The sequence below is a fragment of the Nocardia jiangsuensis genome (assembly GCF_042650385.1).
GTDB classification, from domain to species: Bacteria; Actinomycetota; Actinomycetes; order Mycobacteriales; family Mycobacteriaceae; genus Nocardia; species Nocardia jiangsuensis.
This window is the reverse complement of the sequence record NZ_JBHSAX010000005.1, coordinates 130,079-144,285: the sequence shown is the minus strand read 5'-3', so window position 1 is coordinate 144,285 and position 14,207 is coordinate 130,079. Positions and strand designations below refer to the sequence as shown.

The 14,207-nt window shown below is 72.5% G+C and carries 16 protein-coding genes and 1 pseudogene; 8 read left to right on the top strand and 9 right to left on the bottom strand.

What is annotated here, in order from left to right:
* Positions 1 to 318: 318 nt before the first annotated feature.
* Positions 319 to 966 carry a CoA transferase subunit B gene (locus ACFO0B_RS05835; RefSeq protein ID WP_378611256.1) on the bottom strand — a complete coding sequence of 216 codons (648 nt, stop codon included), beginning with the start codon at positions 964 to 966 and terminating at the stop codon, positions 319 to 321.
* On the bottom strand, positions 963 to 1,709 hold the full coding sequence (locus ACFO0B_RS05830) for a CoA transferase subunit A (RefSeq protein ID WP_378611381.1): 747 nt from the start codon (positions 1,707 to 1,709) through the stop codon (positions 963 to 965). The genes ACFO0B_RS05835 and ACFO0B_RS05830 overlap by 4 nt, the downstream gene beginning before the upstream one ends.
* A 69-nt stretch (positions 1,710 to 1,778) precedes the next feature.
* Between ACFO0B_RS05830 and pcaD the strand changes: the two genes are divergently transcribed.
* Genes pcaD through ACFO0B_RS05815 form a run of 3 tightly spaced genes read left to right on the top strand, consistent with a single transcriptional unit; the run spans position 1,779 to position 4,556 of the window.
* Positions 1,779 to 2,561, top strand: a complete 783-nt coding sequence (gene pcaD, locus ACFO0B_RS05825) for a 3-oxoadipate enol-lactonase (RefSeq protein WP_378611254.1) — start codon at positions 1,779 to 1,781, stop codon at positions 2,559 to 2,561.
* The gene (locus ACFO0B_RS05820) at positions 2,558 to 3,355 is read left to right on the top strand and encodes an IclR family transcriptional regulator domain-containing protein (RefSeq protein WP_378611253.1); all 798 of its coding nucleotides are present in this window, start codon (positions 2,558 to 2,560) and stop codon (positions 3,353 to 3,355) included. The genes pcaD and ACFO0B_RS05820 overlap by 4 nt, the downstream gene beginning before the upstream one ends.
* Positions 3,348 to 4,556, top strand: coding sequence for an acetyl-CoA C-acetyltransferase (locus ACFO0B_RS05815; RefSeq protein WP_378611252.1), 1,209 nt, complete (start codon positions 3,348 to 3,350; stop codon positions 4,554 to 4,556). Before ACFO0B_RS05820 ends, ACFO0B_RS05815 begins: the two co-directional genes overlap by 8 nt.
* 10 nt (positions 4,557 to 4,566) lie before the next feature.
* Here the strand turns inward: ACFO0B_RS05815 and ACFO0B_RS05810 are convergent, their stop codons facing one another.
* From ACFO0B_RS05810 to pcaH, 5 genes are read right to left on the bottom strand one after another with little or no spacing between them, the layout of a single operon-like run.
* Positions 4,567 to 5,760, bottom strand: coding sequence for a 4-hydroxybenzoate 3-monooxygenase (locus ACFO0B_RS05810; RefSeq protein ID WP_378611380.1), 1,194 nt, complete (start codon positions 5,758 to 5,760; stop codon positions 4,567 to 4,569).
* A complete protein-coding gene (gene pcaC / locus ACFO0B_RS05805) occupies positions 5,760 to 6,149 on the bottom strand; it encodes a 4-carboxymuconolactone decarboxylase (protein ID WP_378611251.1) in 390 nt (129 codons plus the stop codon). Before pcaC ends, ACFO0B_RS05810 begins: the two co-directional genes overlap by 1 nt.
* Positions 6,146 to 7,348, bottom strand: a complete 1,203-nt coding sequence (locus ACFO0B_RS05800) for a lyase family protein (protein ID WP_378611250.1) — start codon at positions 7,346 to 7,348, stop codon at positions 6,146 to 6,148. The genes pcaC and ACFO0B_RS05800 overlap by 4 nt, the downstream gene beginning before the upstream one ends.
* Positions 7,345 to 7,914 carry a protocatechuate 3,4-dioxygenase subunit alpha gene (pcaG, locus tag ACFO0B_RS05795; protein ID WP_378611249.1) on the bottom strand — a complete coding sequence of 190 codons (570 nt, stop codon included), beginning with the start codon at positions 7,912 to 7,914 and terminating at the stop codon, positions 7,345 to 7,347. The genes ACFO0B_RS05800 and pcaG overlap by 4 nt, the downstream gene beginning before the upstream one ends.
* Positions 7,907 to 8,674: a protocatechuate 3,4-dioxygenase subunit beta gene (pcaH, locus tag ACFO0B_RS05790; RefSeq protein ID WP_378611248.1), complete on the bottom strand. Its 768-nt coding sequence runs from the start codon at positions 8,672 to 8,674 to the stop codon at positions 7,907 to 7,909. The genes pcaG and pcaH overlap by 8 nt, the downstream gene beginning before the upstream one ends.
* A 73-nt stretch (positions 8,675 to 8,747) precedes the next feature.
* Between pcaH and ACFO0B_RS05785 the strand changes: the two genes are divergently transcribed.
* The 4 genes and pseudogenes from ACFO0B_RS05785 (at position 8,748) to ACFO0B_RS31520 (ending at position 11,494) form a co-directional block, all read left to right on the top strand.
* A complete protein-coding gene (locus ACFO0B_RS05785; protein ID WP_378611247.1) occupies positions 8,748 to 9,506 on the top strand; it encodes an IclR family transcriptional regulator in 759 nt (252 codons plus the stop codon).
* Between the two features lie 40 nt (positions 9,507 to 9,546).
* Positions 9,547 to 10,182 (top strand): annotated as a pseudogene (locus ACFO0B_RS05780) (IclR family transcriptional regulator); the annotation flags it as partial.
* Positions 10,183 to 10,636: 454 nt separating this feature from the next.
* Positions 10,637 to 10,858 carry a 2Fe-2S iron-sulfur cluster-binding protein gene (locus ACFO0B_RS05775; protein ID WP_378611246.1) on the top strand — a complete coding sequence of 74 codons (222 nt, stop codon included), beginning with the start codon at positions 10,637 to 10,639 and terminating at the stop codon, positions 10,856 to 10,858.
* Between the two features lie 369 nt (positions 10,859 to 11,227).
* On the top strand, positions 11,228 to 11,494 hold the full coding sequence (locus tag ACFO0B_RS31520) for a cytochrome P450 (protein ID WP_449289785.1): 267 nt from the start codon (positions 11,228 to 11,230) through the stop codon (positions 11,492 to 11,494).
* Between the two features lie 75 nt (positions 11,495 to 11,569).
* Here ACFO0B_RS31520 and ACFO0B_RS05765 read toward each other — a convergent pair whose 3' ends face one another.
* Positions 11,570 to 12,004 carry a hypothetical protein gene (locus ACFO0B_RS05765; RefSeq protein WP_378611245.1) on the bottom strand — a complete coding sequence of 145 codons (435 nt, stop codon included), beginning with the start codon at positions 12,002 to 12,004 and terminating at the stop codon, positions 11,570 to 11,572.
* Between ACFO0B_RS05765 and ACFO0B_RS05760 the strand changes: the two genes are divergently transcribed.
* Positions 11,926 to 12,546, top strand: coding sequence for a LysR substrate-binding domain-containing protein (locus ACFO0B_RS05760; protein WP_378611379.1), 621 nt, complete (start codon positions 11,926 to 11,928; stop codon positions 12,544 to 12,546). The genes ACFO0B_RS05765 and ACFO0B_RS05760 overlap by 79 nt on opposite strands.
* On the opposite strand, the gene ACFO0B_RS05755 is transcribed toward ACFO0B_RS05760, so the two are convergent.
* On the bottom strand, positions 12,515 to 14,176 hold the full coding sequence (locus tag ACFO0B_RS05755; protein ID WP_378611244.1) for a CocE/NonD family hydrolase: 1,662 nt from the start codon (positions 14,174 to 14,176) through the stop codon (positions 12,515 to 12,517). The genes ACFO0B_RS05760 and ACFO0B_RS05755 overlap by 32 nt on opposite strands.
* Positions 14,177 to 14,207 lie beyond the last annotated feature (31 nt).

Genomic DNA, 14,207 nt, shown 5'->3' with positions numbered 1-14,207 from the left:
CTGTGACCCAGTTTTCAAGTCACGAGCAGAGAGACTCAAGTCACATTCCATGATACGGAAAGTTCCCCGCAAAATTTCCATTCACCGGTACGCGTCAGCAGGCGCGGATAGCGGCTCTGAGCTGCTGAAAGCTCGGCATGAGGTCCGCTGAGCTTCCATCGGGAAAACCATACCTATCGGTCCCTTCGCCAGTCGCGAAGCGCGCTGCCGCTGGAAGGGCGTGGCGGCGAGAGCGTCCGAGCATGAATGGCGGGAGCGACCAGCACCGCCGCACAGCAGACTCCAGGGGTCGCCGCGCTTGCACCTACTCGCCCCGCGCTACACCGCCAGGGGCGCGCCCGTCGCGGCGATCACCTCGGCACTCGACACTCCGGGCGCGGTCTCGATCAGCGCCAGTCCGGTCTCGGTGACGTCGATGACGGCCATGTCGGTGATGATGCGGTGCACGCACCGGCGACCGGTGAGCGGAAGCGTGCACCGCTCGACGATCTTGGGCGCACCGCCGCGGGAGACGTGCTCCATCATGACGATGACACGTCCGGCGCCGTGCACCAGATCCATGGCCCCGCCCATGCCCTTGACCATCGCGCCGGGGATCATCCAGTTCGCCAGGTCGCCCGCAGCGCTGACCTGCATGGCGCCCAGCACCGCGACGTCGACCCCGCCGCCGCGGATCATGCCGAACGACTGCGCGGAATCGAAGAACGACGCACCGGGCAGCAAGGTGATCGTCTCCTTCCCCGCGTTGATCAGCTCGGGGTCGAGTTCGTCCTCGGTCGGGTAAGGCCCGACCCCGAGCACTCCGTTCTCCGAGTGCAGGACGACGGTGATGTCGCCGGGCAGATGGTTCGGGACCAGGGTGGGCATGCCGATGCCGAGGTTGACGTACTGGCCGTCTTCGAGTTCGCGGGCCACCCGTGCGGCCATCTGCCCGCGGGTCAGCTTCGCTGCCGCCGGCGCGCTCATCCCCGGACCGTCCGCTGCTCGATGCCGACCGTGACCGGGCCGACGTGCACGACCCGCTGGACATGGATGCCGGGGGTGTGGATCTCGTCGGGCGACAGCTCGCCCGGTTCGACCAGGTGCTCGACCTGGGCGATGGTGATCCGGCCGGACGCCGCGGCGGGCGGGTTGAAATTGCGGGCGGCGGCCCGGTAGACGAGGTTGCCGTGCCGGTCGCCCTTCCAGGCGTGGACCAGCGCGTAATCGGCGACGATGCCGCGCTCCATGACGTAGCGGACGCCGTCGAACTCGCGCTGCTCCTTGGGCGGGCTCGCCACCGCGACGCCACCGGCTCCGTCGTAGCGCAGCGGCAACCCGCCCTCGGCGACCTGGGTGCCGACCCCGGCGGGGGTGAAGAACGCGGGAATTCCGGCACCACCGGCGCGCAACCGTTCGGCGAGCGTGCCCTGCGGGGTCAGCTCCACCTCCAGCTCACCGGCCAGGTACTGGCGGGCGAACTCCTTGTTCGCGCCGACGTAGGAGCTGATGGTGCGCCGGATGCGATGGCGCTCGAGCAGCAAGCCGAGCCCGAAACCGTCGGTTCCGCAGTTGTTGCTGATCGTCTCCAGATCGGTGGCGCCCTGCTCGAGCAGGGCGTTGATCAGCAGCTCCGGGATTCCCACCAGGCCGAATCCGCCGATCGCGAGCGAGGCCCCATCGGGAATGTCGGCCACGGCGTCGGCAGCCGAGGCCACGACTTTGTTCATCATGCTGTCGACCCTAACGTGCTGTGTGCGTAAAGTGAACATCTATTCGTATAGCGAACAGGAGGCGTCGTGCAGCTCGCGCACACCGTTCACCCCGGCCCGTCCGGCGCCGAGCCGGTCGTCCTGCTCGGTTCCCTCGGTTCCGACCGGCGGATGTGGGATCCGCAGGTCCCGGCGCTCGCGAGGATGGCGAGCGTGCTGACGGTGGATGTCCGCGGGCACGGCGGTTCGCCGGCGCCCGCCGGGCCCTACCGGGTCGCCGAACTCGCGAACGACGTTCTGGTGCTGCTGAATTCGCGCGGCATCGACCGGGTGCATCTCGTCGGGCTGTCGCTGGGCGGGGCGATCGCCCAGCGGATCGCGATCGAGCACCCGGGGCGCGTGCGCACGCTCTCGCTGCTGTGCACCGCGGCCAGGTTCGGGCAGCCCGCGGCCTGGACGGCCAGGGCGGAGGCGGTGCGACGCGACGGCGTGGCCGCGATCGCCGGCGCGATCGCCGGGCGCTGGTTCACCCCCGAGTACGCCGCCGCCAACCCGCGAGTAGTCGCGGACTGTCTGCGGATGATCGCGAACACCGACGACGAGGGATACGCCGCCTGCTGTGAGGCGTTGGCGCAGTGGGACTCCCGTGCCGCGCTGTCCCGGATCACCGCGCCGACGCTGGTGATCGCGGGTGCGCAGGATCCGGCGACGACCCCGGACGACCTGCGGGTGATCGCCGACGGGGTGGCCCGTGCGAGGCTGCACGTGGTGACGCCGGCCGCCCACGTGGCCAGCCTCGAGCAGGCCGGGCAGGTGACCGCGCTGATCCGCGACCACCTGACCGCGCCGATCGACGGGACCCCCTCGTGAGCACCGACCCCAACCCCGACTTCGTCCAGTCGCTCGGCCGCGGCCTCGCCGTCATCCGCGCCTTCGACGCCGAACATCCGCGGCAGACGCTCTCCGATGTCGCCCGGGTGACCGGGCTGACCCGCGCCACCGCGCGCCGGTTCCTGCTCACCCTGGCCGAACTCGGCTACGTGCGGGCCGACGGATCCGCCTTCGCGCTCACCCCGCGGGTGCTCGAGCTCGGCTACGCCTACCTGTCCAGCCTGACGCTGCCCGAACTCGCCGGGCCGCACCTGGAGGCGCTGAGCGCCGCGGTGCGGGAATCGTCGTCGGTGTCGATCCTGGACGGCGACGACGTCGTCTACGTCGCGCGCGTCGCGGTCTCGCGGATCATGACGGTCTCGATCAGCATCGGCACCCGCTTCCCCGCCTACGCCACCTCCATGGGCCGGGTGCTGCTGGCCGGGCTGCCCGCCGCCGACCTCGACGCCTACCTCGCCCGCGCCTCCTTCACCGATCTCACCGGCCGCACCGTCGTCACCGCCGGTGACCTCCGCGACCAGCTGAGCGCCACCCGGGCCACGGGCTACTGCATCGTCGACCAGGAACTCGAGGTCGGGCTGCGCTCGCTCGCCGCCCCGATCCGGAACCCGGAGGGACAGGTCGTCGCGGCGCTCAACATCTCCACCCCGGCCGCCCGCTACTCCCTCGACGACCTGACCGAGCACCTCATCCCCCCGCTGCTCCGGGCAGCGGCCGCCATCGACGCCGATCTCGCCCGGGTCGGCACCACCCGAGGACAAGCACTTGCCTGACGCCGTCATCTGCGAACCCCTGCGCACCCCCGTCGGCCGCTTCGGCGGCGCCCTGCGCGACATTCCGGTGCAGACCCTCGCCGCCACCGTCATCACCGAGATCGTCGCCCGCACCGGGATTTCCAGCGCCGACATCGACGACGTGATCCTGGGCCAGGGCTCCCCCAACGGCGATGCCCCCGCACTCGGCCGAGTCGCCGCCCTGGATGCCGGGCTCGGGATCGAGGTCCCCGGCCACCAGGTCGACCGCCGCTGCGGCTCCGGGTTGCAGGCGATCATCAACGCCTGCATGCAGGTCGCCACCGGCGCGAGCGAGCTCGTGCTGGCCGGCGGCGCGGAGTCCATGAGCGGTACCGAGTTCTACGCCACCGGCATGCGCTGGGGCGTCACCGCCGAATCGGTGGGGCTGAACGACCGGCTGGCCCGCGCCCGGATCACCGCGGGTGGCAGGAGATTCCCCGTCCCGGGCGGGATGATCGAGACCGCGGAGAACCTGCGCGCCCAATACCGCATCAGCCGCGCCGACCAGGACGCGTTCGCCGCGCAGTCGCACCGGCGCGCGGTCGCCGCCCAGCACAGCGGAGTATTCGGCGAGGAGATCGTGCCGGTGCCGGTCCCCCAGCGTCAGGGTGACCCGATCGCCGTCCACACCGACGAGCACCCCCGCGCCGACACCAGCGTCGACTCTCTGGCCCGGCTACGGCCGATCCGGAGCCGAGTGGACGCCGACGCCACCGTCACCGCGGGCAATGCCAGCGGCCAGAACGACGGCGCCGCGGTCTGTGTGGTCACCACCCCGCAGAAGGCGGCCGCGCTCGGGCTGCGCCCGCTGGTCCGGCTGGCCGGCTGGAACGTCGCCGGCGTCGCGCCCGCAACCATGGGCATCGGCCCGGTGCCCGCCACCGCCGCGGTCCTGGCCCGCGCCGGGCTCACCCTGGACGAGCTGGACCTCATCGAACTCAACGAAGCCTTCGCCGCCCAGGTGCTCGCCGTGCTGGCCGAGTGGAAGCTCGACCCGGCCGATCCGCGGCTGAACCCGCACGGCTCCGGGATCTCGCTCGGCCACCCGGTCGGCGCCACCGGCGCCCGCATCCTCACCACCCTCGCCCGCGAGATGGTCCGCCGCGAGGCCCGCTACGGGCTGGAGACCATGTGCGTCGGCGGCGGCCAGGGGCTCGCGGCGCTCTTCGAGCGGGTCTGAGCCGCCGCCCTCACACCGGCACGGCCGCCGGCCAGCCGGTGTAGCCCTCGGCCAGGTAGCGGGCCCCGGCCTCGGAGGCGACGATGCCCGCCAGCTCGCCGAGACGGCGGCGCTCGTCGAACCCGTCGCCCCGCTCGTCGCGGTGCAGCATCGTGGTCATCCAATAGGAGAAGTGCTGGGCCTTCCACACCCGGGCGAGCGCACGCGGAGTGTAGTCGTCGAGCGGGCCCGGATCACGCTGCCGGACAGCGCGTTCGAGGATTTCGGCGAGTACCCGCACGTCGGCGAGCGCGAGGTTGAGCCCCTTGGCGCCGGTGGGTGGCACGGTGTGGGCGGCATCGCCTGCCAGCAGCATCCGGCCGTAGCGCAGGGGTTCCTGGACGAAGCTGCGGAACGGCAGCACCGTCTTCTCCAGGATCGGGCCCGCGCGGAGCTCGAATCCGTCGCCGCCCGCGAGGCGGCGCCGCATCTCCTCCCAGATGCGCTCGTCGGACCAGTCCTCGACGCGCGCGCCGGGATCGCACTGGAAGTACATGCGCTGGACCGTCTCGGTGCGCTGGCTGACCAGGGCGAATCCGTGCTCGGAGCGGGCATAGATCAGCTCCGGGGCACTGACCGGCGCCGCGGCGAGGAACCCGAACCAGGCGAAGGGGTACTCGCGGAAGTACTGGGTTCGGTGCTCGGCCGGAACCTGCGCCCGGCACAGGCCGCGGGAGCCGTCGGCGCCGACGAGGTAGTCACAGCGCAGCTCGGCCTCGATACCGTCGGCATCGGTGAACCGCAGCACCGGTTCGTCGCCGGTGAGCCGATCGACGGCGGTGTCGCGGCCATCGAACCGGACATCGCCGCCGTCGCGGGCGCGGGCATCGGCGAGGTCGGCGAAGACGGCGGTCTGCGGGTAGAGCCAGGTCGAGGCCCCGGCCAGCCGCTGGAAGTCGATGCGGTGATCGGCGCCGTCGAAGCGCAGCCGGATGCCGCGGTGCTCGTGGCCCTCGCGCAGCACCCGGTCCGAGACCCCGGAGTCCACGAGCAGGCGCACGCTGTCGTGCTCCAGAATGCCCGCGCGGTGGGTGTTCTCGATTTCGGAGCGGGTGCGGGCGTCGACGGCGACCGAGGCGATACCGGCCAGGGCGAGCAGGTGCGAGAGCATGAGCCCGGCGGGGCCCGCGCCGACGATGCCGACGGTGGTGTGCTCGATCCGGATCACGGGTGGTCCCTCGGCTCGATATCGGCCAGCACGCGGGCGGCCAGGGCGAATGCGTGATTGGCGACCGGGACGCCGCAGTAGATCGCGCTCTGCAGGATCACCTCGGCGATCTCGTCGTCGGTCAGTCCGTTGCGCACGGCGGCGCGCACGTGCATCTCGAATTCGTTCCAGTGCCGGTTCGCCAGCAGCGCGGTCAGGGTGACGATGCTGCGGGCGCGCCGGTCCAGGCCGGGCCGGGTCCAGATCTCGCCCCAGGCGTAGCGGGTGATCAGGGATTGGAAGTCGGCGGTGAAGGGGGTCTTCGCCGCTTCCGCGCGATCGACGTGCGCGGCACCGAGCACCTCGCGGCGCACCCGCATACCGCGGTCGTGGGTGTCGTCGGTCATGGGGTCTCCTCCGATTCGGTTGCGGCCCAGCGGGTCAGCACGTGATCGACGAAGGCGCCCGCCGATCCGGTGTAGGTGGCGGGGTCGCCGGGGGCGCCTCGCTCGGCCAGCAGATCGGGGGCGGCGTCGGCGACGTGGCTGGCGATGGACTCGGTGTCGACCTCGAGCCCGGCGGTGAGCTCGGCGGCCTGCGCGGCGGCCGTGGTGGCCAGGGCGAGCAGCCCGCGCAGGGCCTCCCATTCGGCGTGCCAGGCACCGTCGGGGCGCTCGTCCACCGCCTCCGCGGCGGCCAGGTGCAGCTGGGCGCCCAGCTGCGGAGCGCGCAGCGCGGCGCTGCGCACCAGCACCGACAGCACCGGGTTGCGCTTGTGCGGCATGGTCGAGGAGCCGCCACGGCCCGGGGCGCTCCCCTCCCGGATCTCGTTCACCTCCGGCCGCGACAGCGCGAGCACGTCGGCGGCGAGCACGCCGAGCGCGTCGCAGGCGGTGACGACGGTGTGGCCGATCGTGGTGATCGGGGTGCGCCTGGTGTGCCAGGGCAGGCCGGGGTCGGCGAGATCGAGGCGGCGGGCGAAGGCGGCGACGGTGGCGGGCGGGTCGGGGGTGAGCTCGCCGAGCAGGGCCAGCGTGCCCGCGGCGCCGCCGCACTGCACCGGTAGCCCGGCGCGGGCCGCCTCGATCGGCCCGAGCGCGTCCCGGATACCGGCCAGCCACTGCGCGGCCTTGAGCCCGGCCGTGATCGGAACCGCGTAGCGGCCGAGGGTGCGCCCGGCCATGACGGTGTCGCGGTGCGCGCGGGCGAGCCGGGCGAGGGCCCGCCCACTCGACCGCAGCTCGGCCGAGAGCCGGTCCAGCGCGGTTCGGGCCAGCAGGATCAGGGCGGTGTCGAGGACGTCCTGACTGGTCAGGCCGCGATGCACCAGGGCGGCGGCCGCGCTGTCGCCGACCGCGGCGCGCAGCGCGGAGACCAGTGGGGTGACCGGGTTCCCGGCCGATTCCGTCGCGGCGGCCAGGCTGTCCGGGGTGATGGCGCCGGTCGCCGCGGCGCGCGCGACGGCCGCGGCCTGAGCGGTGCTCGCGATCCCGGTGTCGGCCAGCGCCGCCGACCAGGCCACCTCCACCCGGAGCATCGCCGCGACCAGCGCCTCGTCGGAGAACAGGGCCGCGACCCGGTGGCTGCCTGGGGAGAGCAGGCTCATCCCGTCACCCCGTGTGCCGGGAAACGCAGGAACACCGTCTCCCGCTCCCCCTGCAACCGGATGTCGAACCGCAGCTCGGCGGGGCCGGTTCGTTCCGCGAACAGCGTCGCGAGCCGCTCGGGCTCCAGATCGGCGAAAAGCCTGTCGGCGCGCACCGATTCGCGATGCTCGGGCAGGTAGACGCGGGTGAAGAGGCGGTCGAGCAGGCCGCGGGCGAAGACGACGACCGAGAAGAACGGGGCCGCGCCCGCGGCGACCGGGCCGGGTTCGACCGTCGTGAAGGCGTACTGCCCGGCGGCGTCGGTGGCGGCGCGGCCCCAGCCGGTGAAGCGGCCGTCGCGGCGCAACGACCCGGGCACCGCCGCGACCGTGCCGTCACCGCCGGGCTGACGGATCTCCAGCAGCGCGTCGGGCACCGGCACCCCGGCGCCGTCGAAGACGCTGCCCGACAACCGGATGGCGCCCGGATAGGCCGGCGGGACCAGTTCGTGGCCGCGGGCGTAGGGCAGGGCGTAGCCGTAGAACGGGCCGATGGTCTGGCCGGGGGTGGGGTGCGATTCAGCCATGGGTGGTCTCCATCGGGGTGGCGTGGGTGCCGGTGAGCACGATGTCCCAGCGGTAGCCGAGCAGCCGTTCGTGCTCGGACAGGTCGTGGTCGTAACCGGCGACCAGCAGCCGCCGCGCGGCCGGGTCGGTGATCGACTGCAGGATCGGGTCGAGTTCGAACAGCGGATCGTGCGGGAAGTACATCTGGGTGATCAGCCGCTGGGTGAATTCGGTGCCGAACAAAGAGAAGTGGATGTGGGCGGGCCGCCAGGCATTGTGGTGGTTGCGCCACGGGTACGCGCCGGGCTTGATCGTGGTGAACGAGTACCGGCCGTGCGCGTCGGTCAGGCAGCGCCCGACCCCGGTGAAGTGCGGATCCAACGGCGCCGGATGTTGATCGCGCAGGTGCGCGTACCGTCCGGCGGCATTGGCCTGCCAGACCTCGACCAGCTGGTGACGCACCGGCTGCCCGTCCCCGTCCAGCACCCGGCCGGTGACCCGGATCCGCTCCCCGATCGGCTCTCCCCCGGCTTGGATCGTCAGGTCGGATTCGAGCGGATCCACATCCGCGTGCCCGAACACCGGCGCCACCAGCTCGGCCCCCTCCGGATCGAGGCGATACGGATCCTCGGTGGGATGGCGCAGCAGCGAGCTGCGATACGGCGGAAAGTTCAACCGGGGACCGGACCCGGCGCCCTCGGTGTGCGCGCGGGAGATCGCGGCGGTGATCTCGGCCTGCGACGACAGAGCCGCCGCGCCCCGAGGCGATGCTGCATTCATGACCCCGACGCTAAGAAGTGGCCCCGATCACGTCTACGCTCTACTTCCACTGAGTGAGAACGCGGAGGTCATCGTGCCAGGCAACATCTCCCGCCCCGGCGAATCCGCGACCGGCCGCGTGCTGGCGATCCTGAGCGCCTTCGACGACCGGCACCGAGCGCTCCCCCTGGCCGAACTGGCATCCCGCGCCGAGCTGCCGCTCTCGACCGCGCACCGGCTCGCGGCAGCGCTGGTCCGCGGCGGCGCCCTCGCGCGCCGCGCCGACGGCCGCTACGCCGTCGGCCGGCTGATCTGGGAACTCGGGTTGCTCGCCCCCGCCCAGACCGGGCTGCGCCAGGCCGCGGAGCCGTTCCTGCACGACATCTACGGTGCGACGCTGGCCACGGTGCACCTCGCCGTCCGCGACGGGGATCAGGTGCTGTACCTGGACCGCCTCGCCGGACACGCCTCGGTCCCGGTCGTCAGCCGGGTCGGCAGCACCCTGCCGCTGCACTGCACCGGTGTCGGCAAGGTCCTGCTCGCCCACGCCCCCGACGAGGTGCGCTCCCGCGTGCTGGCCTCGCTACCGCGGATCACCCCGTTCACCATCACCCGGCCGGCGATGCTGCTCGAACAGCTCGCGCGGGTCCGCCGCGACGGCTACGCCACCACCGTCGAGGAGATGACACTGGGCGCGTGCTCGGTCGCGGTGCCGATCCGCCGGGGACCCGACGTGGTGGCGGCACTGGGCATCGTGGTGCCCAGTCTGGCCCGCGATCGGCGCAGGCTGGCCACCGCGCTGCTGGTCGCCGCACAGGGGATCTCGCGCACCCTGGACGGGAGCGGGCGATGACCGGATTCGCACCGGCAGGCACCCAGCTCGGAGGTGCGCCGTGCCACGGGTGAGGACCGGGGAGTCGGTGCCGGCCAGGGTCGTGCGGCTGATCGAGGCGTTCGGCCCCGGCGAGGAGGCGTTGCCGATCGGTGAGCTCGCCCGCCGCGCGGCGCTGCCGCTGCCGACGACGTCGCGACTGGTCGAGGAGCTGGTGCGGGCCGGCTGGCTGGAACGCCGGGAGCGCCGAGTGCGAATCGGATTTCGGTTGTGGGAGGTGGCTTCGCGCGCCTCGCCGACGGTCGGGCTGCGCGAGGCGGCGCTGCCGTTCATGGCGGACCTGCACGCGGTGGTCGGGCACCACACCCAGCTGGCGGTGCTCGAGGGCCAGGACGTGTTGTTCGTCGAACGCCTGTCGGCCCCGGAGGCGGTGCTCAACTACAGCCGGGTCGCCGGGCGGCTGCCGCTGCACGCATCGTCGTCGGGGCTGGTGCTGCTCGCCCACGCCGACAGCGCGTTGCGCGAACAGGTCACCGCCGGGCCGCTGCCGACCTTCACCGAGGCCACCATCGGCAGCGCACGGGCACTCCGGGTGGCGCTCGCCGAAACCCGCGGCCGCGGCTACGCGTTCTGCGCCGGGCACCTGTACCCGGGCGCCACCGGCATCGCGGTGCCGGTCCGGGACGGCGCCGGGCGCGGCGGCTCGGCGTTCGTTCACGACCACCTGGCCGCGGGTGCACTGGTCGAGATCGGCGGCCCGCGCAACCATTTCGCGCTGGCACCGGCCGAGCGCTCGCCCAGGCGGACCTGCTCGGCGCCGGCTGGTCGCTGCTCTACGGCGGACGTTCGTTGCGCACCATGGCTTTTCGTGACGAGCTGGCCGGTTTCGGCGAGCGCGTCGTCCTCGCCCCGTCCGACCACACCGGGCGTCCCGATCTCGATGCCGCGCTCGCCGCCGCCGAGGCCACCGAGGCCACCGAGGCCACCGTCTACGCCTGCGGGCCCGCCGGGCTACTCGAGGCGGTCGAGCAGCGCTGCCGGCACCGGCCGGCCGGCCGCGCCTGGAGCGATTCGTCGCACGCGTCCAGGACGACCCGGCCCGGCAGTCGCCCTTCGAGGTCGAACTCGCCCGCTCCGGCACCCGGCTGCGGGTGCGGCCCGGCGTCAGCGTGCTCGACGCCGTGGCGGCCACCGGTGTGCCGGTGCTCTCCTCCTGCCGCACCGGCACCTGCGGCACCTGTGAGACCGCGGTGCTCGACGGCATTCCCGAGCACCGCGACGCCATCCTCGACGACCTGGAGCGCAGCGAGAACCGGTGCATGTTCCCGTGCGTCTCGCGCGCCGCTGCCGACCGGCTCGTCCTCGACCTCTGACCGAAGGATCACCATGTCCGTCCAGCCCGCCACCCTCGATCTGCCCGTGCTCGACGCCGACCCGTTCGGCCCCGCGATCCTGCGCGATCCCCTTCCCTTCCAGGAGCTGCTGCGCGAGAGCGGGCCGGTGGTGTACCTGTCGCGCTACGACGTCTACGCCTTCGGCCGCTACGAGCACGTGCACGCCGCGCTCACCGACTGGCAGCGCTTCGGCTCCGCGGCCAGGGTCGGGCTGAGCAACTTCCGCCACGAGAAGCCCTGGCGCCCGCCGAGCCTGCTGCTGGAGGCCGATCCGCCCCGGCACGACGCGCCGCGCGCCGTGCTCACCCGGGTGCTCGGCCCCCGCACCCTGCACCGGCTGCGCGCCGCATGGATGCGCGACCCAACCGGGACCCGCGCCGCTGGACCGAACCCGATGCCTTCGAGCTGCGCCGCGACCCCTCCGGGCACGTCGGGTTCGGCGCCGGGATCCACCAGTGCGTCGGGCAGCACATCGCCCGGCTCGAGGCCGAAGCGCTGCTCACCGCCCTGCTCGCCCGGGTCGCAGCGATCGAGCTCGACGGCATGCCGCACCGGCACCTCGACAACACGCTGCGCTCGTGGCAGTCGCTGCCCGTGCGGATCCGGCGCGCCTGATGCGGCGCTCGGGCACCCCGCGGAGACCGATTCGGCGGCGCGGATGTCCGCTCTCGAAAGCAGCGCGCGTGGCGATTACTTGACGGCGATCGGATTGACCGGCGCGCCGACCGCTCCGGTCACCGGTATGGGTGCGGCGGTGAGGAAGAACTCGTAGATGCCGTCCTCGGCGCAGTCGGCGGCGAGGAGGTCGGGGTCCCACATCTCGCCGAGAAACAGGCCGATGTTGGGGATGGCGACCTGGTGCAGCGGCTGGAAGGCGACGTCGAACTCGTTGGGGCGGAACTCGACTCCCCAGGTGGCGGTGGCGATGGCCGCGATCTCGGTGCGGTGCAGCCAGTCCGCGATCGTGAAGGACAGACCGGGCGCGGCGCCACCGGCGTAGTCGCCCCACCCCTGCTCGACGAACGCGCCCCGCACGCCCGGGTGCGCTGGCTGCCGTCGGTGCCGGATCTGGTCGCGCGTGCCGAGCACACCCTCGCCGCGCACGACGTCATGCTCGTACCGCACGGCTTCATCACCGACCTGCCCAACGAACCGTCTTCCACGACGACTGGGTGGCGGTCTGCGACCCCGACCGCACCCCGGATCCCCCCACCGCCGACGACCTGCGCCGCCTGCCCTGGGTGCTGGTCTACAACAGCCAGACCGCCTCGACTCCCGCGGCGCGGCGGCTACGGATGCTCGGAATAGAACCCCGCGTCCAGGTCGTCACCGAGAGCTTCCTGACCGTGCCCGGACTGGTGACCGGGAGCGCCCGGATCGCCCTGCTTCCCCGGCGCCTGCTCGCCCTGCCCGGTATGCGCGAAGGACTCCACGCCCACCCCTGCCCCGTCGAACTCGGACAACTGACGCGGGCGATGTGGTGGCATCCCATGCTCACCGATGAACCCGAACACCGCTTCCTGCGCACTCTGATCGCCCACGCCGCGCGCGAACTCGACGGCAGCGGTCCCCCGCCCGCCCGCACGCGGGAACAGGGGCACCCGTCGGCGGCCGGTCGGGCGGGCGGCGTCGGAGTCAGGACGTGGGCGCGACGACCGGCAGGATGATGTGCGACGGTCGTGCCCGGTCGTGGAAGATGGTCTGCTGGGCGGTGCGCATGGTGACGGCGGTCCGGGCGGGTTCGCCGGTGTTGAGGTTGCGGTCCCAGCGGGGGAAGTTGCTGGAGGTGACCTGGACCCGGATGCGGTGCCCGGCGAGGAAGACGTTGCTGGTCGACCAGAGGTCGATCTCGTACTCGCCGGGTTCGCCCGGAACCGCCCGGATGCGCTGGATGCCGTCGCAGAGGTTGCGGGAGACGTCGTCGGGGTCGACGTCGCAGAGCCGCACGACCCAGTCGGTGGAGGGTGCGTCGGTGGCGGCGTGCAGCCGCACCCGGACCCGGCCGGTCACCTCGAGGTCCTCGGTGAGCGGTTCGCTGGTGTAGAGCAGTACGTCGGGTCGTTGCTCCACGGCAGCCTGGTCGAACTGCCCGGCCGGGTACTCGTTGGCCATGACGAGGTGGCCGCCGCGGGTGCGGACCGGGTCGGCGGGGTCGTAGGTGTAGTGGTCCGGGGCCTGTTCGGCGGTGGGTGGGGTCGGGGTGAGGGTGGCGTCGGCGCCGAGGTACCAGGGGGTGTCGACCGCGCGGGCGGGCGGCCACTCGGCCTCGTCCCGCCACTGGTCGATGCCCATGACGAAGATCTTCACCGGCGGGCCGGCGTCGGCGCCGTTGTCGATGCCCTTGAGCCAGTGGTCGTAGAAGTCCAGTTGCAGCCGGTCGAAGGCGATGCCCTGGTGGGTCGAGGCCAGACCGAAGTTCACCTCACCGGCGACGCTGCCCGATACCCCGGCTCGGCTCATGTGGGTCCACGGGCCGACGATCAACCGGGTGGGTTTGCCCAGCGCGGCCATGGCGGTGTGGTTGTCGAGGGTGCCCTGCAGGAAGATGTCGAACCAGCCCCCGGTGTTGAGCGCGGCCGCCTCCACGACGCTGTGTTTGCCTGCGATCGTCGCCCCATCGGCATGGGCGGGGTCGGCGAGCGCGCGCTGCACCCCGATATCCGGCACACCGTGGCGGGCGAGGGCGGGCAGCTCGCCGGCGGGCAGCTCCCAGTAGCCGCGGGGAGCCAGCCCGTCGAAGTCGGCGATGAGCGCGCCGAGCGTGGCGACGGTGGTGGCGGCGTCCTGTGCTCGGGCCGCGATCGCCCCGGAGCCGGTCATCAGCGTCCAGAACCCGTAGAGCCCCAGTTCGATCGCGCCGCCGCGGAAGAGCAGCCCGTCGCCCGGATCGCACCAGGTGATCATCGGGCTGATCGCCCGCAGCCCCGGGGGCTTCGCCACCGCCGCCGCCCACTGGGTGTTGCCGGTGTAACTGCCGCCGAGCATGCCGACGGCGCCGCTGCTGCGGGGCAGGCTCGCTGCCCAGCGCACGGTGTCGTAGCCGTCTTCGACCTCGTAGGTGAACGGCAACCAGTGACCGTCGGAGCGGAATCGGCCGCGGGTGTCCTGGTGGATCAGGATGTAGCCACGCGAGATCGCCTCGAACGGGTCGAGGAACATCTGCAGCAGGGCGCGGCGGTCGTAGGGCGTGCGCTGGATGAGAACGGGCCAGGGACCGTCTCCGGTCGGGCGGTAGACATCCGCGCGCAGGATGGTGCCGTCGCGCATCGTGGCCTCGACATCGAACTCGATTTCCATACCGGACATGACAGGTGTGCTCTCTTTCTGA

What these genes read in the sequence shown, in the direction of transcription:
- ACFO0B_RS05835 (WP_378611256.1), bottom strand. Translation starts at nt 966, where the DNA reads ATGAGCGCGCCGGCGGCAGCGAAGCTGACCCGCGGGCAGATGGCCGCA.
- ACFO0B_RS05830 (WP_378611381.1), bottom strand. Translation starts at nt 1,709, where the DNA reads ATGAACAAAGTCGTGGCCTCGGCTGCCGACGCCGTGGCCGACATTCCC.
- pcaC (WP_378611251.1), bottom strand. Translation starts at nt 6,149, where the DNA reads ATGACCGACGACACCCACGACCGCGGTATGCGGGTGCGCCGCGAGGTG.
- ACFO0B_RS05800 (WP_378611250.1), bottom strand. Translation starts at nt 7,348, where the DNA reads ATGAGCCTGCTCTCCCCAGGCAGCCACCGGGTCGCGGCCCTGTTCTCC.
- pcaG (WP_378611249.1), bottom strand. Translation starts at nt 7,914, where the DNA reads ATGGCTGAATCGCACCCCACCCCCGGCCAGACCATCGGCCCGTTCTAC.
- pcaH (WP_378611248.1), bottom strand. Translation starts at nt 8,674, where the DNA reads ATGAATGCAGCATCGCCTCGGGGCGCGGCGGCTCTGTCGTCGCAGGCC.
- ACFO0B_RS31520 (WP_449289785.1), top strand. Translation starts at nt 11,228, where the DNA reads ATGGATGCGCGACCCAACCGGGACCCGCGCCGCTGGACCGAACCCGAT.
- ACFO0B_RS05755 (WP_378611244.1), bottom strand. Translation starts at nt 14,176, where the DNA reads ATGGAAATCGAGTTCGATGTCGAGGCCACGATGCGCGACGGCACCATC.